18 protein-coding genes are annotated in these 23,208 nt (G+C 70.2%); 9 read left to right on the plus strand and 9 right to left on the minus strand.

Going from position 1 to position 23,208, the window contains the following annotated elements:
• Positions 1-40 precede the first annotated feature (40 nt).
• From ACIO3S_RS15945 to ACIO3S_RS15955, 3 genes are read right to left on the minus strand one after another with little or no spacing between them, the layout of a single operon-like run.
• Positions 41-1,417 carry a pyridoxal phosphate-dependent decarboxylase family protein gene (locus ACIO3S_RS15945; protein ID WP_400465367.1) on the minus strand — a complete coding sequence of 459 codons (1,377 nt, stop codon included), beginning with the start codon at positions 1,415-1,417 and terminating at the stop codon, positions 41-43.
• Positions 1,418-1,436: 19 nt separating this feature from the next.
• Positions 1,437-2,099, minus strand: a complete 663-nt coding sequence (locus tag ACIO3S_RS15950) for a response regulator transcription factor (RefSeq protein WP_091047850.1) — start codon at positions 2,097-2,099, stop codon at positions 1,437-1,439.
• Positions 2,096-3,043 (minus strand): HAMP domain-containing sensor histidine kinase, encoded by a 948-nt coding sequence (locus tag ACIO3S_RS15955; protein ID WP_400465370.1) that lies wholly within the window; start codon positions 3,041-3,043, stop codon positions 2,096-2,098. Before ACIO3S_RS15955 ends, ACIO3S_RS15950 begins: the two co-directional genes overlap by 4 nt.
• A gap of 181 nt (positions 3,044-3,224) precedes the next feature.
• Here ACIO3S_RS15955 and ACIO3S_RS15960 point away from each other — a divergent pair, with 181 nt between their 5' ends.
• Positions 3,225-4,511 carry an SLC13 family permease gene (locus ACIO3S_RS15960; RefSeq protein ID WP_400465373.1) on the plus strand — a complete coding sequence of 429 codons (1,287 nt, stop codon included), beginning with the start codon at positions 3,225-3,227 and terminating at the stop codon, positions 4,509-4,511.
• Here the strand turns inward: ACIO3S_RS15960 and ACIO3S_RS15965 are convergent.
• Positions 4,493-5,044: a CGNR zinc finger domain-containing protein gene (locus ACIO3S_RS15965; RefSeq protein WP_400465376.1), complete on the minus strand. Its 552-nt coding sequence runs from the start codon at positions 5,042-5,044 to the stop codon at positions 4,493-4,495. The two genes, ACIO3S_RS15960 and ACIO3S_RS15965, sit on opposite strands and share 19 nt — an antisense overlap.
• A 38-nt stretch (positions 5,045-5,082) precedes the next feature.
• Between ACIO3S_RS15965 and ACIO3S_RS15970 the strand changes: the two genes are divergently transcribed.
• Entirely contained in the window at positions 5,083-6,045 is a 963-nt protein-coding gene (locus ACIO3S_RS15970; protein WP_400465379.1) for an EamA family transporter, read from the plus strand.
• A gap of 55 nt (positions 6,046-6,100) precedes the next feature.
• Here the strand turns inward: ACIO3S_RS15970 and ACIO3S_RS15975 are convergent, their stop codons facing one another.
• The 4 genes from ACIO3S_RS15975 to mce form a co-directional block, all read right to left on the minus strand.
• On the minus strand, positions 6,101-7,255 hold the full coding sequence (locus tag ACIO3S_RS15975) for an AI-2E family transporter (protein WP_400465382.1): 1,155 nt from the start codon (positions 7,253-7,255) through the stop codon (positions 6,101-6,103).
• Positions 7,256-7,293: 38 nt separating this feature from the next.
• Positions 7,294-8,457, minus strand: coding sequence for a hypothetical protein (locus ACIO3S_RS15980; protein ID WP_160027800.1), 1,164 nt, complete (start codon positions 8,455-8,457; stop codon positions 7,294-7,296).
• A 319-nt stretch (positions 8,458-8,776) separates the two neighbouring features.
• Positions 8,777-10,117 carry a crotonyl-CoA carboxylase/reductase gene (ccrA, locus tag ACIO3S_RS15985; RefSeq protein WP_160027802.1) on the minus strand — a complete coding sequence of 447 codons (1,341 nt, stop codon included), beginning with the start codon at positions 10,115-10,117 and terminating at the stop codon, positions 8,777-8,779.
• Between the two features lie 135 nt (positions 10,118-10,252).
• A complete protein-coding gene (gene mce / locus ACIO3S_RS15990) occupies positions 10,253-10,702 on the minus strand; it encodes a methylmalonyl-CoA epimerase (RefSeq protein WP_350837934.1) in 450 nt (149 codons plus the stop codon).
• Positions 10,703-10,843: 141 nt separating this feature from the next.
• Between mce and ACIO3S_RS15995 the strand changes: the two genes are divergently transcribed.
• The 4 genes from ACIO3S_RS15995 (at position 10,844) to ACIO3S_RS16010 (ending at position 14,541) form a co-directional block, all read left to right on the plus strand.
• Complete coding sequence (locus ACIO3S_RS15995; RefSeq protein WP_378834790.1) at positions 10,844-12,031, plus strand: acetyl-CoA C-acetyltransferase; 1,188 nt, start codon at positions 10,844-10,846, stop codon at positions 12,029-12,031.
• A 12-nt stretch (positions 12,032-12,043) separates the two neighbouring features.
• Complete coding sequence (gene meaB, locus ACIO3S_RS16000) at positions 12,044-12,988, plus strand: methylmalonyl Co-A mutase-associated GTPase MeaB (protein ID WP_350837937.1); 945 nt, start codon at positions 12,044-12,046, stop codon at positions 12,986-12,988.
• Between the two features lie 64 nt (positions 12,989-13,052).
• Positions 13,053-13,559 (plus strand): PH domain-containing protein, encoded by a 507-nt coding sequence (locus ACIO3S_RS16005; protein ID WP_160027818.1) that lies wholly within the window; start codon positions 13,053-13,055, stop codon positions 13,557-13,559.
• Positions 13,560-13,581: 22 nt separating this feature from the next.
• Positions 13,582-14,541 carry a co-chaperone YbbN gene (locus ACIO3S_RS16010; protein ID WP_400465389.1) on the plus strand — a complete coding sequence of 320 codons (960 nt, stop codon included), beginning with the start codon at positions 13,582-13,584 and terminating at the stop codon, positions 14,539-14,541.
• Here the strand turns inward: ACIO3S_RS16010 and ACIO3S_RS16015 are convergent.
• Positions 14,514-15,440 (minus strand): LysR family transcriptional regulator, encoded by a 927-nt coding sequence (locus ACIO3S_RS16015; RefSeq protein ID WP_400465392.1) that lies wholly within the window; start codon positions 15,438-15,440, stop codon positions 14,514-14,516. The genes ACIO3S_RS16010 and ACIO3S_RS16015 overlap by 28 nt on opposite strands.
• 73 nt (positions 15,441-15,513) lie before the next feature.
• On the opposite strand from ACIO3S_RS16015, the gene ACIO3S_RS16020 reads away from it, so the two are divergent.
• The 3 genes from ACIO3S_RS16020 to ACIO3S_RS16030 all read left to right on the plus strand — a co-directional run bounded on the left by ACIO3S_RS16020 (position 15,514) and on the right by ACIO3S_RS16030 (position 23,201).
• Positions 15,514-16,446 (plus strand): EamA family transporter, encoded by a 933-nt coding sequence (locus ACIO3S_RS16020; RefSeq protein WP_400465395.1) that lies wholly within the window; start codon positions 15,514-15,516, stop codon positions 16,444-16,446.
• A gap of 124 nt (positions 16,447-16,570) precedes the next feature.
• Positions 16,571-19,765 (plus strand): family 78 glycoside hydrolase catalytic domain, encoded by a 3,195-nt coding sequence (locus ACIO3S_RS16025; RefSeq protein WP_400465397.1) that lies wholly within the window; start codon positions 16,571-16,573, stop codon positions 19,763-19,765.
• Positions 19,766-19,775: 10 nt separating this feature from the next.
• The gene (locus ACIO3S_RS16030) at positions 19,776-23,201 is read left to right on the plus strand and encodes a glycosyl hydrolase (RefSeq protein ID WP_400465400.1); all 3,426 of its coding nucleotides are present in this window, start codon (positions 19,776-19,778) and stop codon (positions 23,199-23,201) included.
• Positions 23,202-23,208 lie beyond the last annotated feature (7 nt).

Raw genomic sequence — 23,208 nt, forward strand, 5'->3', positions numbered from 1 at the left:
GTGGGCGGCGCGACGTTCCGGCTCGCGGCTGCCTCCTGGCCTAGCTGTCCGACAAGAGCCGCCGGAACACCTCGACGATCCGATCCGCATCCGCCTCCGACGTACGCCAGTTGCTGAACGCCAGCCGCAGGGCGGGGATGCCGTGGTGGACCGTGGGGGTCACGAAGGTGACGCCGGTATCGGCGACACGGCGGGCGAGCTCGGCGGGATCGCCGGGGACCTTCAGGCACACGATGTTGAGCCGGACCGGGGCGAGCAGCTCGACGCCGTCGATCTCGGCGAGCAGCCGCGCGGTGCGGTGAGCCAGGGCGATGGTGCGCTCGACGATCTCGCGGTGGCCTTCGCGGCCGTAGGCGTACAGGGTGAACCAGGCGGGCAGGGCGCGCAGGCGCCGGGAGCTCTCCGGGGTCAGATGCACGAAGTCGGGGGAGGAGCCGGGGTGGCCGATGTAGGCCGAGGCGTTGCTGAAGACCCGGGCCTGGAGGTCCTGGTGGCGGCTGAGCTGGATCGCGGAGTCGTAGGGGACGTTGAGCCACTTGTGCAGGTCGACGCAGATCGAGTCGGCGCGAGAGAGGCCTGCGACGAGGTGGGCATGCGCGGGGGAGAGGGCAGCAAAGGCTCCGAAGGCGCCGTCGACGTGCAGCCAGAACGGGAACTCGTCGCGCAGGTCGGCGATGGCGGCCAGGTCGTCGAAGTCGCCGGTGTTCACGGTGCCGGCGTTGGCGACGACGATCACGGGCCGGCCGTCCTGCTCACGCAGCGCGGTCCGCAACGCGTCGACGTCGACCGCGTCGCGGTCGGAGAGGAGAGCGACCGGCTGGAGGCTGTCGCGGCCCAGGCCGAGCACGGAGAGCGCCTTGGAGACGGTGGAGTGGGCAGCGCCCGACAGCACGACGACCGGACCGAGCGCCGCGACGCCCTCGGCCGAGACCGACACTCCGAGCCGGTCGCCGAGCCACTCGCGCGCCAGCGCCAGCCCGGTGAGGTTGGACATGGTCGCGCCGGTGACGAACGCTCCGCTGAAGTCACCAGGAAGGTCCAGCAGGTCGAGGACCCAGCGCACCGTCTCGCGCTCCAGGTCGCTGGCGGCGGAGTCCTGGACCGTGATGGTGTTCTGGTCGAAGACCGGGGTCAGCCAGTCGCCGGCGACCGCGGCCGGGGTCGCCCCGCCGGTGACGAAGCCCAGGTAGCGGGGGCCGGCGCTCGCCGAGAGGCCCGGCGCCCAGCGGGTCTCGAAGTGACGCAGAGCGGCCTGGCCGCCGGCGCCCCGTGCCGGTAGCCGCTCGGCGGACGGTGGCCGGAACGGAGACGTCACCGGTCTGCCGTCGAGTCCGGCGATGATCTCTTGTGCGTAGTCCTGGATCGCGCCGAGGAGATCGGTCATCCCGGCGAGGTCTGCGTCGAGCCGTGGGTCCATCCTTCGACGGTAGGCCTTCTCAGGGCTCGATGAGACCCGCTCTGATGGCATATCGCGTGACTTGGGTGCGGTCGCGGAGGCCCAGCTTGGCGAGGATGTTCTCGCGGTGCCGCTCGACGGTCTTGTAGGAGATCGTCAGCTCGCGGGCGATCTCCCGGGTCGAGTGGCCCTCGGCGATGAGCTTGAGCACCTCGTCCTCGCGCTCGGTCAGCACCGTGCGCGGCAGGCTCTCGCCACGGTTGAGCCGGTCCAGATAGTCGCGGACCAGCGCACTCATCGCGCCGGGGTAGACGAAGGCCTGGCCGCTCATGGCGGTGCGGCAGGCCTTGACCAGGTCCTCGTCGGCGACCGACTTGAGGACGTACCCGCTGGCGCCGACCTTGAGCGCCTCGAAGAAGTACTGCTCGTTGTCGTGCATCGAGAGCATCAGCATCTTCGGAGGCGTACGCATCCGGGCGATCGTGCGCGCGGCCTGCAGCCCGGTCATGCGCGGCATGGCGACGTCGAGGATCACCAGGTCGACCTCGACGTCGCGCAGCGCCGCGACGGCCTCGGCCCCGTCGGCGGCCTCGGCGACCACCTCGAGGTCCGGCTCGGCGTCGAGGATGAGGCGGACCCCGCGGCGTACGAGGGTGTGGTCGTCGGCCAGCAGGATCCGGATCTTCGCGGGCGTGGGAGTCACAGCGGCACCTCCAGGCGGACGGTGGTGCCGCGGCCGGGGGTGCTCGTCACGCTCAGGTCGGCACCGACGAGCAGTGCCCGCTCCCGCATACCGCTGATCCCGGCGCCGGCCACGAGGGCGGCGCTGCCGCGGCCGTCGTCGGAGACAGTGAGGACGACCTTGTCGCCGACCTTGCACAGGGAGAGCTCGGCGGTCGTGGCGTGGGCGTGGCGTACGACGTTGGTGAGCGCCTCCTGGGCGACCCGGTAGATCACCAGCTCGCGGTCCTGGGGCAGCTCGGGAAGCCCGCGGCCGATGGTGCGGCGTACGGTCGTGCGGCCCAGGGCGCCGACGTCGGTGGCCAGCGAGGCCAGGGCGGCGTGCAGGCCGAGATCCTCGAGCACGCCCGGCCGCAGCTGGCGGGCCACACGGCGTACGTCGTCGATGCCGGTGCGCGCGGACTCGCGGACGGCGGCGAGCTCGGGGCGTACTTCCTCCGGCACCTGTCGCTCCAGACCCTTCAGCCCCAGGAGTACGACGGTGAGCGACTGTCCCACCTCGTCGTGGAGCTCCTGGGCGATCCGGTGTCGCTCCGCCTCCTGCGCGGCGAGCGCCTTGGCGTTGCTGGTGCTCCGCTCGGTCTCCAGCCGCTCGAGCATCGCGTTGTAGCTGGCCACCAGCCGCGCGCCGGCGCCCTTGCCCGGGGTCGGCAGGCGCTGGTCGGGGGAGAGGTGGTCGACCGAGTCCATGGTGCGGATCACCCGGTCGATCGGCGCCAGGCTGCGCAGCAGCAGGAGCGCGTTGAGCGTCGCCATCACCACCAGGCCGACCGCCAGCACCACCGCCTCCGAGGCCAGGACGCGCTCGGAGACCCGGGCCGGCGACAGCGCCAGGACCAGGGTGCCGACGCAGAACACGGCCCAGTTGGTCAGGCAGACCCGCCAGTAGAGGGGTAGATGGCTCATGCCGCCGCCTCCGTGGCGCAAGCGCAATCGTACGGAGGCGGCGGCCTGAGGCCTATGGTCACTCGCTGGCGCTCGCTCATGCCCCAACCCTGACATGCTCGCTGGCCTGGCCTTATGGGTGGCAGCACCCATTCGGATCGAGTCTCCGGTAACGGAGGGTCGATGGCATGGAGCTCAACGCATGATCGTGTACGCAGCGGTGGCCGTCTTCATCGTCACCTACGGCCTCATCGCCACCGAGCGTGTCCACCGCGTCGCCGCCGCCCTGGGTGGTGTCGCCGCGATGGTCGTGCTCGGGATCATCAACGCCGAGTCGGCCTTCTTCAGCCATGAGACCGGGGTCGACTGGGACGTCATCTTCCTGCTCTTCGGGATGATGGTGATCGTCGGCGTCCTCAAACAGACGGGCCTGTTCGAGTTCCTCGCGCTGTGGGCGGTCAAGCACTCCGGCGGTCGCCCGGCGCGCCTGGCGACGCTGCTGATCCTGGTCACCGCGGCGCTCTCGCCGATCCTCGACAACGTGACCACCGTGCTGCTCGTCACGCCGGTGACGCTGTCGGTCTGCGAGCGGCTGGGCCTGCGCCCGATGCCCTACCTGATCTCGCTCATCCTGGCCGCCAACGTCGGCGGCACCTCGACCCTGATCGCCGATCCGCCCAACATCATCGTGGCCAGCAGGGCCAACCTGACCTTCGACGACTTCCTGATCCACTCCCTGCCGCTGTGCCTGATCCTCCTGGTCGTGCTGATCGGCCTGGTCCGGGTGCTCTTCCGGCGTGACTTCCGTGGCCGCGTCGACCTGGACGGTCTGATCGAGCCACCCGCCTCGGCGATCCCGGACCGCGGGCTGCTCTACCGCTGCCTGGCCGTCCTCGCCCTGGTGATGCTCGCCTTCGGGCTGCACACCGAGCTCCACCTGGACCCGTCGCTGGTCGCCATGCTCGGTGCCGGCGCGATGGTGGTCGTCTCCCAGACGCAGACGGAGGCGTTCCTGGAGGAGGTCGAGTGGTCGACCCTGGCCTTCTTCATGGCGCTGTTCGTGCTGGTCGGCGGGCTCGTCGAGGTCGGTGTGATCGGATCCCTCGGGACGTACGCCGCCGATCTGATGGGCGACAACGAGCTCGCCGGGGTGACCGGGCTGATGATCGGCTCGGCGATCGTGGGCGGGTTCGTCGACAACATCCCCTACACGGCGGCGATGGTGCCGATCGTGGAGGAGATGGTCGCCGCGACTCCGTCCTCGGGCGCCGACAGCCCGCTGTGGTGGGCCCTCGTCTTCGGTGCCGACCTCGGTGGCAACACGACTGCGGTCGCCGCCGGCGCCAACGTGGTGGTGCTCGGCCTCGCCGCCAAGGCCGGCCACCCCATCAGCTTCTGGAAGTTCACCAGGTACGGCATCGTGGTCACCATCGTGACCCTCGCCGTCGCCTGGGTCTACGTCGCCCTCCGCTACTTCGTGCTCGCCTGACGCTCCCGATAGGCGGCGACGGCGTTGCGGTTGGTGCAGGTCGGTGAGCAGTAGCGCTTGGAGCGGTTGCGGGAGAGGTCGACGACCACGCCGGCACAGTTGTCGTCGGCGCAGATCGAGAGGCGGGACAGCTCGCCGGCGCGGATGACGTCGACCATGGCCATCGCCGTCTCGACCGCGATCCGCGTGGCCAGCGGGGCGTCGGGCTCGGTGGCGTGGATGTGCCAGTCGTAGTTCGTGTGGCGGACCAGCTGAGGAGTCGCGCGGTGCTCGGCGAGCATCTCGTTGGTCAGCCGCACGGCCTCGTCGCGCTCCGCGGTGAGCAGATCACGGAGCCGGACGCGGAGGACCCGGACCTCGTCGAGCTCGGCGCGGTCGCGGTCGTGCCGCCCCGTGTAGTCGTACGTCACGAAGAACTCGTCGAGGGCCGCCACGGTCTCCAGCTCGTCGACCGAGCCGGGGGAGAGGGCGAGGGTGTTCGCCAGTGCCGCGGCTGCCTGGAGGCCTACGTCGGTGTCATGGGTGAAAACCATGTTGACACATTACCGCGTCGCTGGGATCGTCATGTGTCATGACGACTTTGACCAATGACGAGGCGGTGCCGCAGAGCACGCAGAAGACGCCGCTGGTGGCGGCCGGGCTGCTCATGGCGCTCGTGTCGGCGGTCACGTTCAGCCTCTCGGGCCCGCTGGGGCGTGGTCTCTTCGACACCGGCTGGTCGACGGGCGGCGTGCTGGTCTTCCGCGTCGGCATCGGCGCGGTGGTGCTGGCCCCCTTCGCGCTGCGCGCGCTCGCCGGCCGGTGGCGGGGTGTCGCTGCGAGCTGGCGGGTCGTGGTGGCGTACGCCCTGCTGGCCATCGTGGTACCCCAGTTCGCCTTCTTCTCGGCGGTGCAGTGGATGGCAGTCGGTCCGGCGCTGCTGCTGGAGTACATGGGGGTGGTGCTCGTCGTCGCCTGGATGTGGCTGCGGCACGGCGAGCGGCCCTCGCGGCTGACGATGGTCGGCGCGCTGGTCGCGATCGCCGGGCTCGTGCTCGTCCTCGACCTGGTCAGCGGCGCGAACGTGCACCCGTTCGGCATCCTGTGGGGCTCCGCGGCCGCCGTCGGCCTGGCCGGCTACTACGTGCTCAATGCCCACTCCAGCACCACGCTGCCGCCGCTCGCGCTGGCCTGGCTCGGTCTGACCGGCGCGACGGTCCTGCTCGCGCTGCTCTGCCTGGTCGGAGCCATCCCGTTCGCGATGGAGACCACGCCCGTGGTCCTGGCGGGCCTGGAGATGCCGTGGTGGGCGCCGCTGATCGGCCTCGGCGTGCTGACCTGCTCGGTCGCGTACGCCGCCGGCATCGCCGCCACCCGCACCCTCGGGTCGCGCCTCTCGTCCTTCGTGGGGCTTCTCGAGGTCGTCTCGGCCGTCGTCGTCGCCTGGCTGCTGCTCGGCGAGGCGCCCGGCCTCATTCAGCTCGTCGGCGGGCTGGTCGTGCTGGTCGGCATCATCGCGGTCCAGCAGGGAGAGCAGTCGACGACCGCCTCCTGACAACGCGAAGCGCCGCACGCATCGGCTGCGTGCGGCGCTTCACAGGTGGGTGGAGCTAGCGCTCGTCCTGGGCCCTGACGTAGACCTCGCGGACCAGCATCAGGATGGCGGCCGCCGTCGGGATCGCCAGCAGGGCGCCGACGACACCGAGGAGCGAGGCACCGATGAGGGCCGCGATCACCGTGATGACGCCGGGGATGTCGACCGAGCGGGACATGACCCGCGGATAGACGACGTAGTTCTCGAACTGCTGGTAGGCGATGTAGAAGATCACCGCGATGAGACCGGTCTTCAGGTCGGTCGTCGCGAAGGTGATCGCGCAGACGATGACCGCGCCGATGGTGGCCCCGATCATCGGGATCACGTCGGTGATCATGACGACGAAGGCCAGAGCGACGGCGTACTCGCCCATCCCGATGACGAAGAGCAGCACCAGGGTGGACAGACCGGCGCAGAGCGCGACGACGAACGCCCCGGAGACATAGCCCCCGATGCCTTCGAAGACCCGGTCACCGAGCTTGCTGACCCGCTCGCGGCGCGAGGCCGGGGCGAGACGGTAGATGGCGTTCTTCGTCTGGTCGTAGGCGGCGATGAAGTAGAGCGTCAGGACGATGACGATGAAGCCCGTGACGAGCACGTTGATCACCGCCAGGCCCACCCCGAGCGCTCCGCCGAAGGCACTGCTGACGAAGTCGCCGCTGGCGACGTAGTCCTGCACCTTGTCGAGGATCTGGTATTCCTCGTTGAGCTGCTGGACGCGCTGGTTGCGCTGGAGCTCCTCGATCCAGTCCGGGACGTTGGCCGAGATCTTGGCGACCTGGTCGCTGATCACCGGCACGAGCGCCACGAAGAAGAGCACGAGGGCGCCCAGCACCCCGAGGATGACACTCAGCACCGCCCACGGACGTGGGAAGCCACGCCTCTGCAGGAACACCACCATCGGGTTGATCCCCGCGGCGATGAAGAGCGAGACCACCACCTGGAGGATCACGCTCCCCATCGTGGTGAGGAGGTTGCTCGCTGCGTAGGCCGTCAGCAGACCGAGGCCCAGGAGCAGCCCGAACAGGTAGGGCGACTTCCGGTCGAACGGCGGTCCGGGCTTACCGAACCGCTTGTCCCGTTCGCTCTCCTCCTCCGGCTCCTCGAGGTCGATCGCGGCCTCGCTGTCGACCGTCGCGTCGTCGGTGGAGTCGGTCTGGGCAGACGTCATCTCCGGACCGTCCGCAGGACGGTCGGCAGCGGCCCCGCTCACCGGCTCTCGGTCGCAGTCTCGGGCTCGCGGATGGCGGTCTTCTCGGAGGGCTCGTCGTAGTCGTCGTAGTCGTCGTCGAGGTCGTCGTCCGAGTCGACCAGGGTGACGCTCTCGTCGACCACCAGCTCACCGTCGACGATGTCCTCGTCCTCGGTGATCGGCTTCGGGGCCTCCAGCTCGGCCGGGTCCTCGGTCTTGCCGAACCCGGAGACCAGGTCGGTGAGCGAGGAGAGCTGAGCGGCGATCGCGTCGCGACGCTTGGTGAGGCGGTCGACCTCGGCCTTGATGATCGCGTGGCCCTTCTCGGCCTCGACGGTCGCGGTGGACGCGAGGTGGTCGGCCTCGGCGCGAGCCTTGGACAGGATCGCCTCGGCGTCGCGGCGGGCGCGAGCGATGATGCCCTCGGACTCCTTGGCCAGCTCGGCGCGCTGGTCGGCGACGTGCTGGGCAGCGATCCGGGCCCGCTCCTCGGCGTCCGCGGCGCGGGTCTCGCCCTCGGTCACGATGCGAGCGGTCTCGGCCATCGCCTGGTCGTGGTGGTCGGCGGCCTCGCGGGCGAGACGCTCGCGCTCGACGGCGAGCATCCGCCGGGCCTCCTGGACCTCGCGGTCCGCGCCGGCACGTGCCTTCTCGACCTCACGCTGGGTCGACGTACGCAGCTGGGTGACCTCCTGCTGCACGGCGAGCCGGATCTGGTCGGCCTCGCGCTTGGCAGCGGCGAGCAGCTCGTCGCTCTCGGCCTGCACCATCTTGCGGGCCTGCTGGACCTCCGAGGTCACCTTCTCGCGGTGATCGTCGATCTCCTTGTAGTGCGTCGTACGCAGCGCCTCGATGTCGCGCTGGGCGGACGCCTTGGTCGCGGCGGCCTCACGCTGGGCGGCCTCGCGGATGACCGCGGCCTCCTTCTCAGCGGACTCCTTGACCGCGGCGGCCTCCTCCTCGGCCAGCCGGAGCATCGCGCTCGCGCGACCGCCCAGGGAGGCGTAGGACGGGGCTTCGTTGCCCTGGGTGGCAGCGGCCTTGAGGTCGGTGACCTTGCGCTCGAGCTCAGCGATGCGGCGCTGGGCGTTGCGCAGCGCCGACTGACCCTGGCCGTTGGCCTGGAGCAGCTGCTGCACCCGCGCGTTCACCGTGCCGGGGTCGTATCCGCCACGCCGCACGACCGGGAAGGCTGGGAGTGAGCCTGGAGCCGGTGGAGCCGAGTTGTGGCCGGAGCTGGGCGATCCGGAAGCGCCAGGAACCCGTGGGAGAACCTGCGTCTCCGTCGAGTCCTGGTCGGGCTTCTTCCGAGGCTCTGAAGCCTCGTTGAAGATGGATAGTCCCTCATTCGTCATTTGTGGCGGATTCCTCACACTTTAGGGGGGTTTGTGTCTTGCCCTCTGCTCCCAAAGGGCAAGACTACGGCCGGTCACCCCTCGCGCAAGGGGAGACCGGCCGTGAATCCAGTCTCAAATGGGCTATTTACCCGGGCTGGACCTCTCAGATTCCGCGGAACAGGTTGATCTTGTCGATGTGAGCCGCGCGCTTCTCCTCGTCGAGGACGCCGAGGCCCTCCTCGGGAGCCAGGCAGAGCACGCCGACCTTGCCCTGGTGCTTGTTGTGGTGGACGTCGAGAGAGGCCTGGCCGACCTCTTCGAGGGTGTACGTCCGCGACAGCGTCGGGTGGATCTTGCCCTGGGCGATGAGGCGGTTGGCCTCCCACGACTCGCGGTAGTTCGCGAAGTGGCTCGAGATGATCCTCTTGAGGTTCATCCACAGGTAGCGGTTGTCGTACTCGTGCATGTAGCCCGAGGTCGACGCGCAGGTGGTGATGGTGCCGCCCTTGCGGGTCACGAACACCGAGGCACCGAAGGTCTCGCGGCCCGGGTGCTCGAAGACGATGTCGATGTCCTCGCCGCCGGTGAGCTCGCGGATGGCCTTGCCCAGGCGCAGCCACTCCTTCGGGTTCTGCTGGGTGCCGTCCTCGTTCCAGAACTTGAAGTCCATCTCGGAGCGGTTGATGACCATCTCGGCGCCCATGTTGCGCACGATCTTGGCCTTCTCCTCGTTGGAGACCACGCAGACCGGGTTGGCGCCGCCGTTGAGGGCGTACTGCGTCGCGAAGCCGCCGAGGCCGCCGGAGGCGCCCCAGATCAGGACGTTGTCGCCCTGCTTCATGTTGCCGCCGTTGGCGGAGACGAGCTGGCGGTAGGCGGTGCAGTTGACCAGGCCGGGGGAGGCGGCCTCCTCCCAGGTCAGGTGCTCGGGCTTCGGCATGAGCTGGTTGGCCTTGACCATCGCCACGTCGGCGAGGCCGCCGAAGTTGGTCTCGAAGCCCCAGATGCGCTGGGAGGGGTCCATCATCGTGTCGTTGTGACCGTCGGGAGCCTCGAGCTCGACCGAGAGGCAATGGGCGACGACGCGGTCGCCGGGCTTCCACTTGGTCACGCCGGCACCCACGGCCAGCACGACGCCGGACAGGTCGGAGCCGACGATGTGGTAGTCGAGGTTGTGGCGGGCGCCGAGCTCGGACTCCTTGCCGTAGCGCTCCAGGAACCCGAAGGTGGAGACCGGCTCGAAGATCGAGGTCCACACGGTGTTGTAGTTGATCGCCGAGGCCATCACCGCGACGAAGGCCTCGCCCGGACCGAGCTCGGGCAGGGCGACGTCCTCGACGTGGAGGGACTTGCGCGGGTCCTTCTCCTTGGTCGCGACGCCCTCGAACATGTCGACCTCGTCCTTGTGGACGGTGGCGGCACGGTAGTGGTCGGGGATCTCGAGGTTCGCAAACTCCTCGCCGGGCGTATCGCCGGCGAGGATCGCGTCGAGGATGTGTTGCATGGTCGGCTCCTGCGTCGTCGTAGGGGTCGCGGTTGACTCTAGTTCGGTGGACATTACTGGTGAGTAACCGCAATGACCAGCCTGATGTGACACATGACTCTTGGATCGTTCACGTGCCGTGGTGGGTCCTCGGGATCAGTGGGCGGCGTCGGCAGCCGGCTCGACGAGCTCGACCAGGACGCCGCCGGCGTCCTTGGGGTGGATGAAGTTGATCCGGGAGTCGGCGGTGCCGCGTCGCGGCGCGTCGTAGAGAAGACGTACGCCGCGCTCCTTGAGGATCGCCGAGACCTGCTCGACGTCGGTGACCCGGTAGGCGAGCTGCTGCATTCCGGGGCCGTTGCGGTCGAGGAACTTGGCGATGGTGCTGTTCTCGTTGAGCGGGGCGAGCAGCTGGAGCTTGTTGTCGGAGTCGCCGATCGCGATCATCGCCTCCTCGACACCCTGCTCCTCGTTGGTCTCGCGGTGGGCGAGCTTCATGCCGAAGGTCTTCTCGTAGAAGTCGATCGCCGCATCCAGGTCGGCGACGGCGAGACCGACGTGATCGATCTGGGTGAACAGGTGCGGTGGGATCTCTACGGATGTCATGGGCCTACTCTCCTTGAGGTCGGGGCCAACGGGCACAATGTGTGATGACAGCCACACCGGGCTGCGCTCAACACTCTTCCAACTGAGGTTACTAATTAGTAACCTCGGAGCAGATCAGCACCACCAACATTTGGAGGACCCATGTCCAACGTCATCGTCGCCGGGGCGCGCACGCCGATCGGCCGCCTGCTCGGCGGGCTCAAGAGCCTGTCCGCGGCCGATCTGGGCGGCATCGCCATCAAGGGCGCCCTGGAGAAGGCGGGCGTCTCCCCGGATCAGGTCGACTACCTGATCATGGGCCAGGTCATCCAGGCCGGTGCCGGCCAGAACCCGGCGCGCGCCGCGGGCATCGCCGGCGGGCTGCCGATGAACGTGCCCTCGATCACGATCAACAAGGTCTGCCTCTCCGGCCTCAACACCATCGCCACGGCCGACCAGCTGATCCGCGCCGGTGAGGCGGAGATCATCGTCGCCGGCGGCATGGAGTCGATGACCAACGCGCCGCACCTGCTGCCGAAGTCGCGCGAGGGCTTCAAGTACGGCGACACCACGCTGGTCGACTCGATGGCCTACGACGCGCTCTACGACCAGGCCACCCAGCAGGCGATGGGCGGGCTGACCGAGCAGATCAACTCCGAGGGCGTGAAGCTCACCCGTGAGGAGCAGGACGCCTTCGCCGCCACCTCGCACCAGCGCGCCGCCGCGGCCCAGAAGAACGGCGTCTTCGACGACGAGATCGTCCCGGTCTCCATCCCGCAGCGCAAGGGCGACCCGATCGTGATCAGCGCCGATGAGGGTGTGCGCGGCGACACCACCGTCGAGTCGCTCGGCAAGCTCCGCCCGGCGTTCTCCAAGGACGGCACCATCACCGCCGGCTCCGCCTCGCAGATCTCCGACGGTGCTGCCGCCGTCGTGGTCATGTCGAAGGAGAAGGCGGAGTCGCTCGGTCTGGAGTGGCTGGCCGAGATCGGCGCCCACGGCATGGTCGCGGGCCCCGACTCCTCGCTGCAGCTGCAGCCGGCCAACGCCACCGCCAAGGCGCTGGAGAAGGAGGGCATCACCGCCGCCGACCTCGACCTCGTCGAGTTCAACGAGGCGTTCGCGGCCGTCGGCATCGAGTCCACCAAGAAGCTCGGCCTCGACCCGGAGATCGTCAACGTCAACGGTGGCGCGATCGCCCTCGGCCACCCCGTCGGCATGTCCGGTACGCGGGTCGTGCTCCACCTGGCCCACGAGCTCAAGCGTCGTGGCGGTGGCACCGGTGCCGCCGCGCTGTGCGGCGGTGGCGGTCAGGGCGACGCCCTGATCGTGCGGGTCCCCAAGGCCTGAGCCATCGCTGATGTGAGCGACCTGGTCGCGCGCGCCCGGGGCGGTGAGCCCCGGGCGGTCGCGCGGCTGGTGTCGTACGTCGAGAACGCCCCGGTCGGCGGGGGAGAGCGGCTCCGCGAGGTGATGGCCGCGCTCGCGCCTCACGGCGGGAACGCCCACATCGTGGGGCTCACCGGCGCGCCCGGGGTCGGGAAGTCGACCACCACCTCCGCGCTGGTCCGCGAGCTGCGCTCTGAAGGGCGCACCGTGGCGGTGCTGGCCGTCGACCCGTCCTCGCCGTTCTCCGGCGGCGCGCTGCTGGGCGACCGGATCCGGATGACCGACCACGCCACCGACCCGGGTGTGTTCATCCGCTCGATGGCCTCCCGCGGCCACCTCGGCGGCCTGGCCTGGTCGGCGCCGCAGGCGATCCGGGTGCTGGACGCTGCCGGGTTCGACGTGGTGCTGGTCGAGACCGTCGGCGTCGGCCAGTCGGAGGTCGAGATCGCCGGGCTCGCCGACACCACCGTGGTGCTGCTCGCGCCCGGCATGGGTGACGGCATCCAGGCGGCGAAGGCCGGGATCCTGGAGATCGGCGACCTCTACGTCGTCAACAAGGCCGATCGCGACGGCGCGACCAAGGTCCAGCGCGACCTGCGCGGGATGCTGCGCCTGACCGACCGCACCGAGGGGGCCTGGACCCCGCCCGTGCTCACCGCCGTCGCCCAGTCCGGCAAGGGGCTGGCCGAGGTCGTCGGCGCGCTCGACGAGCACCGCGAGTGGCTGCGCTCCAGCGGGACGCTGGAGCTGCGGCGTACGCGTCGGGCCCGGGCCGAGGTCGAGGCCATCGCCGTCGAGACCCTCCGCGCGCGATGGTCGAGCGTCGGCTCGGACGGCGACCTGGACGCCCTGGCGGCAGAGGTGGTCAAGGGCGTACGGGACCCGTACGCCGCCGCCGACACCCTCCTCGACGACTAGAGTTGTCCCGGCGTACGGCCTGTTCTCTCGCCATGGGTTCGGCGGAGTCACTATCGTGGGCGGTGTGAACCTCTTCGGTGTCGACATCTCCAAGCACCTTCTTCGCGACGAAGGTGAGGTCGTCGTCGACGAGGTCACCCATCACTGGGTCTCCTACCTCCGTCCGGTGGGCGAGGCGATCCTCGGGCTGGCGCTGATGATCGTCGCGGCGACGATCGACATGAACGTCGCCTGGATCATCGTGCTGCTCGCCTTCGCGCTGGTCGGGCACGCGTTCTGGCGCGCGCTGGTGGTCAGCCGGGACCGATTCGTGGTCACCAACATGCGCATCTTCCGCGTCCACGGCGTGCTCTCGAGCGAGCTGGCGACCATGCCGCTGGCCCGAGTCCTCGACATCACCGTGAAGCAGTCGTTCACCGGCCAGATCTTCAACTACGGCCACTTCGTCTTCGAGTCGGCCGCCCAGGAGCAGGGCCTCAACAACATCTACTTCGTCGGCCGGCCGAACGAGCGAGACCTGACCATCCAGCGCGTCGTCCAGCGCGCGGGTCTCCGCGGCAGCGTGGGTTAGGCCACCCCATAGGATTGACCGCATGACGCAGCAGCCGTTCTCCCGTCCCGGAGCCGTCGACCTCTCCGGGCTCGCCAGCACCACGCCCGCACAGGACGCCCCCTTCGGCGGTCCGGCCGATGCGGCTCCCGCCCAGGGGCGGAGCGCCGGTTCCTACACCGTCGAGATCGACGAGCAGATCTTCCAGTCGGTGCTCGAGGCGTCGATGACCGCTCCGGTCGTCCTGGTCTTCTACTCGGCCTCCCGCGCTCCCGAGAGCGTCACCTACGCGCGCGACGTGTCGACGGTCGTCGAGGAGTACGACGGCCGCTTCCTGGTCGGCCTGGTCGACATCGACAAGAACCCGCAGATCGCGCAGGCGCTGCAGGTGCCCCAGGTGCCGCTCCTCTACATCCTGCTCGACGGCCGGCCGGTCACCCAGCCGATCCCGGGCGCGCTCAACCTCGAGGAGCTGCGTACGGTCTTCCAGCAGCTCGGCCAGCAGCTCACCACCCAGGGGATCGGCGGGCGGCACAAGCCCAACGCCCTCGGCGGTGCCGTGGCCACCGAGGACGGGGACGAGCCGGCGATGGATCCGCGCTACGCCCCGGCCCAGGACGCCTTGGAGCGCGGCGACATCGACGCCGCCGTCGCCGAGTACGAGAAGCTGATCGCCTCCAACCCTGCCGACTCCGAGGCCGCCGCCGGGCTGGCGATGGCCAAGGTGCTGCAGCGTACGCAGGGGGTCGACCTCAACGCTGCCCGTGCCGCAGCCGCGGCCGCGCCCGACGACGTCGACGCGCAGACGCTCGTCGCCGACCTGGACCTGCTCGGCGGCCACGTGGAGGACTCCTTCCTCCGGCTGGTCGAGCTGGTGCGCCGTACGTCGGGGGACGAGCGCAACAAGGCGCGCGAGCACCTGCTGGGGCTCTTCGCCGCGGTCGGCAACGACGATGAGCGGGTGCTCAAGGGCCGTCAGTCGCTGGCCTCTGCCTTGTTCTGATCTAGATCGTTCTGAGCCGCGAGGGCCGTCAGCACGGCGGTGACCGCCGGTGAGGCGGCCATCGTGCGCCGGTGCAGCGCGAGGATCTCGCGCGTGGGGACCGGGTCGACGACGCGTACCGCGACCAGGTCCTCGCCCAGCGCCGCCCTGCCCATGCGTGGGATGAGCGCGATCCCGAGCCCGGCTCGCACCAGGGCGAGATGGCTGTCGAACTCCATCGAGACGTGCGCGATCCGCGGCAGCTGGCCGGTGCCGGCGTACATCCGGTTCAGCCACTGTCGGCAGATCGTGCCCTCCGGCGTCGCGATCCAGTCCTCGGCGACGAGGTCGTGCGGGGTCACCTTGGCGAGCTGGGCCAGCGGATGGTCGCGATGGGCGACCACGTCGGCGATGTCCCGGTGGAGCTCGGTGGTGACGAGATGGTCGGGGATGGAGAGCGGCACGTCGCCCCAGGAGTGCACGACGCCGATCTCGCTGTGACCGGTGGCGACCAGATCGACGGTGTCCCACGGCTCGCGCTCGGAGAGGGTGAGGGCGAGGTCGGGATGGTCGACGCGGAGGCGGCCCGCGACCGGCGCGACCAGTCCGCGCATCGCGGTCGAGAAGGCGGTCAGCCGCAGCCGACCGGCCACGGTGGTGGCCTGCTCGTGCAGCCCGGACTCCAGCGACTCCATGTCGGCGAGCAGCCGCGACCCCTCCTCGACCAGGTGCCTGCCGGCATGGGTGAGCATGACGCCGCGCCCGATCCGCTCCAGAAGAGGTACGCCGACCTGCCGCTCGAGCCGCTTGACCTGCTGTGACACGGCGCTGGGCGTGAAGCCCAGGGCGTCGGCGGCCGCCACCACCGAGCCGTGGGTGTCGACGGTGCGGAGGGCGACGAGCGAGGCGAGGTCGATCATGAAGAAATGCTACGTCATCGGATGAAGAATCATTCGCTGGTGCTTCATTGTCATTGTTGTCATCGTTGACGGTGTGAACCGCCGTGACTCACTGCTCGCCGTCCTCGTCGCCGTCCTGTGGGGCTTCAACTTCGTCGTCATCGACTGGGGCCTCGAGGCGCGAGACGGGCATGCGGTGCCGCCGCTGCTCCTGCTCGCGGTGCGGTTCGTCCTGGTCGCCTTCCCGGCGGTGTTCCTGCTCCCGCGGCCGAAGGCCTCGTGGCGGGTGGTGGCGGCGGTCGGGATCTTCATGAGCCTGGGCCAGTTCGGGCTGCTCTACACGAGCATGGCGGCCGGGATGCCGCCTGGGCTCGCCGGGCTGGTGCTCCAGGCGCAGGTCGTGCTCACCATCGTCATCGCGGCCGGCGTGCTGCGCGAGCGGCCCACCCTCATGCAGGTGGTGGGCGTCGTCGCCGGCGCTCTGGGGCTGGTCGTGGTGGCGCTCGGACGGGGCGGTCACGTGCCCGTCGTCGCGCTGGTGCTGTGCCTGCTCGCCGCGCTGTCGTGGGCGATCGGCAACGTGATCTCCCGGGCGGCCAAGGTGCCCGGCGGCCTCTCGCTGACGGTCTGGTCGGCCCTTGTCGTCCCGCTCCCGCTGCTGGCGCTCTCGCTGGTTCTGGACGGACCCGAGGGGGTCCGCGAGGGAGTGGTCGCCTTCGGCTGGGAGGCACTCGTCTCCACGGCCTACACGGTGGTGCTGGCCTCGTTCGTCGGCTACGGGATCTTCAACTCGCTGCTCGCGCGGCACCCGGCGTCGTCGGTGGTGCCGTGGATCCTGCTGGTGCCCCCGGTCGCCATCGGCTCGGCCTGGCTCCTGCTCGGGGAGGTGCCGAGCGTGGGCGAGCTCGCCGGCGGCGCTCTCCTGGTGATCGGGGCCCTGGTTGCTCAGGGAGTGGTACGCCTGCCACGGTCCGGTGGGGTCGCCGGGCCGCTCCCGGATCTCGTCGAGAGCGGGAAGCGCCGCTGAGCGCTCTCCTGGCCTGAGCGACGGACTGGCCACATGCGGCCAGTCCGTCACTGGGCCTCCCGTCATACGTGTGACGTGCGCCATACTGAACCTCCGTTGGAGTTGAATCGTTTCAGGAGGTGCGATGAGAGCCCTGGTCACCCTGGCCTTGGTGGCGTCAGCCGTCGGTCTGATGCCGTCCGCGGCGGTCGCGAGCGACCCGTCCGGCGGGGTTGCCGCCCCGGCCCGACTCAGCGTCGGAGGGGTGAGCGACCCGATCGGCATCGACGACCTCACCCCCGACCTGCAATGGCGCAACGGCGCCGGCGTCGCCCGGCAGACGGCCTACCAGGTCCGGGTCGCATCCACGCGCAGCAGGTTGGGCGACCCTGACCTGTGGGACAGCGGCCGCGTCCACTCGGCCGCGATGGCGACGTCCTACGCGGGCGACCGCCTCGGCTCCCGCGACAAGGCCTCCTGGCAGGTCCGGGTGTGGGACGCCGCCGGCGAGGTGAGCGAGTGGAGCCGGCCGGCCTCCTTCGAGATGGGTCTGCTCGACGAGTCCGACTGGCAGGGCCGGTGGATCACCGACGAGCGCTGGGCCGCTCCGCTTCACCAGGACGTCAGCATCGGTGCCCAGGAAGCCCGCTACGTACGGCTGACCGTGATCGACCTCGGCCGACCCGGCGAGCCCCTGGACGACCCGAACTGGAAGCCGCGCCTCGAGCTCGGCGAGATCGAGGTCACCCACGGCGCCGACGGGGCCAACCTGGCCGAGGGCGCCACCGTGACGGTCTCCGAGGAGAACTCCGAGCCGGGCGTGTGGGATCCCGCCTACCTGACCGACGGCAAGGTCACCACCGCGGACGACCCGCGCGGCTACCGCAGCGACTACCACCCCGAGACCGACGTCCAGGACCAGCCGATCGTGATCACGATCGACCTCGGCGAGCCGACGGCGATCGACACGGTTCGGCTCTACTCGCTGTGGGACGCGCCCAGCGACTACGGCACCACACCGAACTTCCCCCGCGACTTCCAGGTCTCGGTCTCCACCGACGACACGACCTTCACCAAGGTCGGGCCGCGGACCAAGGTGACCGCGGTCTCCAACCTGCACGCCTCTCCGGACGGACTGCCGGTGCTGGCCCGAGACTTCACCGCGGGTGACGACGTCGCCTCCGCGCGCCTCTACGTCACCGGCGAGGGCGTCTACGACGCCTCGCTCAACGGCGAGCCGGTCTCGCCCGATCTGCTGCAGCCCGGCAACACCGAGCACAGCGTCCGGGTGCCCTACGCGACGTACGACGTGACCCGGCTGCTCCGCAGGGGCAGCAACACCTGGGGGATCGAGCTCGGCAACGGGATCTACAACGTCTTCAACACCCCCGAGATCCCGAAGCGCTACATGAAGGCCGCCGCCGGGCACGGCGCCCCGCGGGCGATGGGACAGCTCGAGATCACCTACCGCGACGGCCGGCGCCAGACGGTCGCGACCGGCTCCTCGTTCAAGTCGACCCTCGGTGAGGTCACCTTCTCGAACTGGTACGGCGGCGAGGACCACGACGCCCGGCGCGACCTCGGTGCCTGGAACGAGCCGGGCGCGGACCGCGGCGGCTGGCTCGACGCGGTCGACATCGGCGCCCCGGCAGGCGACCCGGAGCTGGTGGCTCAGCAGAGCCCGCCGATCCGCAAGGTCGACACCCTGGAGACCGTCGCCGTAAAGGAGCCGAAGGCGGGGACGTACGTCTTCGACCTCGGCACCAACTTCGCCGGCTGGCAGCAGCTGACGACCAGCGGCCCGGCCGGGACCACGATCACGATGCGCCCGGCCGAGAAGCTCAAGGCCGACGGCACCGTGGACCAGGGCAGCGTCGGTGGCGACATCCGGGACCGCTTCACCCTGGCCGGCACCGGCGAGGAGACGTTCACCCCGAGGTTCGTCTACCACGGCTTCCGCTACCTCCAGGTCGAGGGTCTGACCACCGCGCCGACCGCTGAGACGGTGAAGGGGCTGGTGCTGCGCGCGAGCGACCGGGCGGTCGGCTCGTTCACCACCTCCGACCCGCAGATGACCGGGATCCACCGGATCATCGACCGCTCGGTGCAGTCGAACATGTACTCCGTCTTCACCGACTGCCCGCACCGCGAGAAGCTCGGCTGGCTCGACCAGACCAACCTGGTCTTCGACACCCTGGCCTACGGCTACGACGTCCAGGCGCACTACCGCAAGATGCTGCAGGACGTCGTGGACGCCCAGCAGGGCAACGGGCTGATCCCGACCACCGCACCGGAGGACGCCCTCTTCGCCGGAGCCTTCCGGCACGACGCCAACTGGGGCGCGACCCTGGCGGTCTCGTCCTGGCAGATCTACCAGTGGTACGGCGACGACAGCGCCATGCGGGCCCATTGGCCGCAGATGGTGGAGTACGCCGACTACCTGGCCTCGATCTCGAAGGAAGGCATCGTCCCCGGCGGCCTCGGTGACTGGATCACCCCAGCCTCGCCCGCCACACCGCCGGCGCTGACCCAGACCTGGGCCTACCACCGCATCCTCACCCACATGAGCCGGATCGCGGGCGCCCTCGGGCGCGACGCGGACGCCGCTGCGTACGAGCAGAAGGCGGCGGCGGTGGCCTCGGCCTTCCACGCGACCTTCTACCACCCGGAGACCGGCCTCTACGGCAACGGCGACCAGGCCAGCCAGGCCCTGGCGCTCCAGGAGGACCTCGTCCCGGCCGATCTGCGTGCCGGCGTCCTGGACAGGTTCGTCCAGCAGATCCGCGCCGCCGACGACCACATCGTCGTCGGCGAGGTGGGTCTGTACGCCGCCGTCGACCTGCTCTCCCGGGAGCGGCTCGACGACGTGCTCCACGACTGGGTGCAGCGCGACGACGGGGTCAGCTACGGCAAGTTCCTCGCCGCCGGCGCGACCTCGCTGCCGGAGAGCTGGACCAGCTCCGGCGCCTCGCAGAACCATTACATGCTCGGCGCGATCGACTCCTGGTTCACCGGTGGGGTCGCCGGCATCACCCAGGCCGACGACTCGGTCGCCTGGAAGAAGGTCGTGATCGAGCCCGCGCTCGTCGGTGACGTCGAGTCGGCCGCGTCCTCCTACGAGTCGGTCCGGGGCACGATCTCCAGCTCGTGGGTCCGGGCGGACGGACAGGTCCGGCTCACCGCCACGATCCCGCCGAACACCACCGCGACCGTCCGGGTGCCGGCAGCCGAGGGCGTCCGGGTCACCACCCCGACCGGCGCCCGCCGGGTGACCTCGACGGTCCCCGGGTTCGCCGAGTTCGAGGTCGGGACCGGCACGTACACGTTCATCACCAGGTAGGGAGCAGAAAATGATCCGACTCACCGGCGTTCTCGCCGGCACCGTGGCCCTGGCAACCTCGCTCGCGCTCGGCGCCGTACCCACCGATCCTGCGGTGGCGACCCAGGCGACGGAGGCGGCGACCGAGGTGCGCGGCTTCGATCCGGCGGCCTTCGCCGACCCGCCCAGCGACAGCCGCCCGGCGTTCTACTGGTACTGGACGGGCAACGTGACCCCGGACGTCGTCGACGCGCAGATGGCGGAGATGCGTGACAAGGGTGTCTACGAGGCGGTCCTCTTCCCCTACGGCGGCGACAAGATGCAGCCGGCGTTCTTCACCGAGGCCTGGTTCGACATCGTCGAGCACGTCCTGCGGGAGGCGCAGCGCACCGGGATGCGGATCTGGCTGTTCAACGACAGCAACTTCCCCAGCGGCAAGGCGGGCGGCATCATCGCCAACGGCGGCACCGTCGGGGACACGACGTACGAGCCGAGCCCCGAGCTGCGGCTGAAGGCTCTACAGCGCTCGACGCGGGTCGTCGAGGGCCCGACGACGATCGACCCGGCCGAGTCCAGCGGTCTCAGCGTCGAAGGCGGACGGCTCGTCGTGGACGCGGCCATCCGCGAGGGCGCGCACCCGATCAGCTCCGGTGCGACCTGGAGCGACTACACCGCGACCGGGAAGGTCACCCTGACCGCCTCCGGCGCGCAGCTCGTCGTACGCGCCTCCGAGGACGGCAGCCGCGGCTACCTCGTCGACGTCGACGTGAAGGGCAAGGCCAGCGTCTGGCGCCTCGACGGCGGCTCGCGGACCCGGCTGACCACCGGCGTGAACACGCCGGGCTTCTCGCCACGTCGGGAGCAGACGATCAGCGTCACCGTCGCCGGCGACCGGATCCAGCCGGTGATCAACAAGACCGTCCAGCCCGCTGCGGTCGATGCGACGTACGCCACGGGTGCTCCGGCGGTCAGCGCGGAGTTCGGCGGCGTCGGGATCGAGGACGCGGTCGAGGGCCTTCAGCGCGTGCAGTGGAACGACCTCACCGTCACTGACCCGGCCGGGGCGGCCCTGTGGTCGCAGAGCTTCGACGGCAGCGAGGCGATCGGTGACTTCGGCGGCCCGCTGGTCAGGCTGAAGGACACGGTCGCGGCCGCGGCTCGCCCGACGGGATCTGCCGACGGTGGCGACCTCGTCGAGCTCACCCCGAACCTCGAGGACGGCTCCTGGACAGTGCCGGCGGGGCGCTGGCAGGTGGACACCTTCGCCCACACGACCTTGGTCGACGACACCAGCGGCTACCACCGCGGCTACCTCAATCTGCTCGACCCCGACGCGACCGACCGGCTGCTCGAGGTGGTGCAGGGCGAGTACCTGCGCCGTTTCGGCTGGGCGATTGGCTCGGTCGTTCCCGGCTTCTGGGACGACGAGCCGTTCATCTCCTCGGCCGAGCCGTGGCCGTTCAAGCGGCTCGCCTGGTCCGACGGTCTCGCGGACCTGATCGAGGACGCGGGTGGGTCCCCGGGCGTCGCGTTCACCGCCGCCTCCGACCAGCTCGGCCGCACCGGTGAGCAGTACGCCGGAACCTACTGGCGTGCGGTCAACGACGCGTTCGCGACCAACTACTACCAGCGCCAGGCCGCCTGGATGGGCGAGCACGGGCTGCAGCTGATCACCAATCCGCTCCTCGACGAGGAGGGCCCGCAACAGCGGATGCACAGCACCGGCGACCTGGCCAAGAACAACCAGTACGCCCAGGTCCCCGGCACCGACATGATCACCACCGACTACACGGCAGGCAGGCAGACCACCCTGATGCGCAACGCCGCCTCGGCGGCACACCAGAGCGGTGCCGAGCGTGCCCTGGTGGAGGTGTTCGGCAACTCCGGGTGGGGTGTCGCGCCGGAGTACATGCACGCCACGATCGGTGCCCTGGCCACCCGGGGAGCCAACTTCACCGCGCTGCACGCGATGTGGACCGACGAGAAGCAGGTCTACTTCGCGCCGCCGTTCGGGCCCGCCAGCACCTACTGGGACGCGATGGGCGACGTCGACGCCTGGATCGGCCGCGTCATGGAGCTCGGCCGGGGCGACTCGCTCGCCCGGACCGCCCTGGTCCAGCCGCAGCGGGCCGCGGAGCAGACCAGGTCGACGGACGTGGAGCACGAGCTCGACGACCACCTCAGCGGCGCCGCCTTCGCGCTCGAGCGCGGCCAGGTCGACTTCGACCTGGTCAGCGACGGTTCGCTGTCCGGTGATCCGGGCACTCGCTATCAGGCGCGCTCCGATGACGGCGTGCTGAAGGTTGGCGAGGCGAGCTACCGGATGCTCGTGCTGCCGACGACACCGGTGCTGGACCTGGAGACGGCCCGGACCCTGAAGAAGTTCGTACGCGGCGGCGGCCGCGTGGCGGCCGTCGGGCCGTTGCCCGAGCTAGAGGCCGGCGGTCGGACCGCCGAGCTGGACCGGGAGCTGCGCTCGCTGTTCGGTGGCGCCTCGGCGGGGTGGACCCGTCACGGCGAGGGCCACGTCGCCGTCGTCGCGGACACGGACGCTCTCGGTGGGCTCGCGGCTTCCGCCGGTGTCTCCGCCGCCGAGCTCAGCCCGGCCGCACCGGCGGTGCGGGTGCTGCGTACCAGCCGGGACGGGGACGTCGCGTTCGTGGTCAACAACGAGAGCGACCAGGCCATCACCACCTCGGCGACCCTCCCGGTCGACGGTGTACCGGAGATCTGGGACCCGCGGGACGGCAGCACCGAGGTCGCCGCGACGTACGACGAGGGCGGGAGCAAGGAGACCACCGTGTCGCTGCGCCTCGACCCCTACGAGACGCTCGCGATCGTCTTCCAGAAGGGCACCACGGCAGGGGCTCACCTGGTCGGCGACCAGGTCGCCGAGTCGGTGACCCGGAGCGAGAAGGCGCTCGAGGCGACCGTCCTGGTCGACGAGCCCGGGACGACGGCTCTCATCGGAAAGGACGGGCAACGGACCTACCGCGGCGAGGCCACGACGACCGACCCGCTGCAGCCGATCGCACTGGACGGGCCGTGGACGGTGAAGCTCGAGCGCGAGGGCGAGTCGGAGCAGACCCGGCCGCTGGGATCGTGGACGACCATCGACCCCCGCTTCTCCGGGAGCGCGACCTACCGCACCTCCGTCGACATCACCGCCGCCGACCTGGCCGGACGGCGGATGCTGTTCGACCTCGGCGAGGTGCGCGACATCGCGCAGGTCACGATCAACGGGGTCGTGCTGCCGCGGGCGCTGTGGCGTCCGTACGTCATCGACGCCACCGAGGCGCTCCGTGCCGGTGCGAACACGATCGAGGTCCGGGTCACCAACACGCTGCTGAACCAGCGCGGCAAGGCCAACCAGGTCCCGCCGACCTCCGGCCTGCTCGGGCCGGTCAGCCTCCGTCCGAGGGCGGTGGTCGTCGCGGAGCTGACCGCGTCGAGGTGAGCCAGAG

The organism is Nocardioides sp. NPDC087217, assembly GCF_044744805.1.
Lineage (GTDB): Bacteria > Actinomycetota > Actinomycetes > Propionibacteriales > Nocardioidaceae > Nocardioides.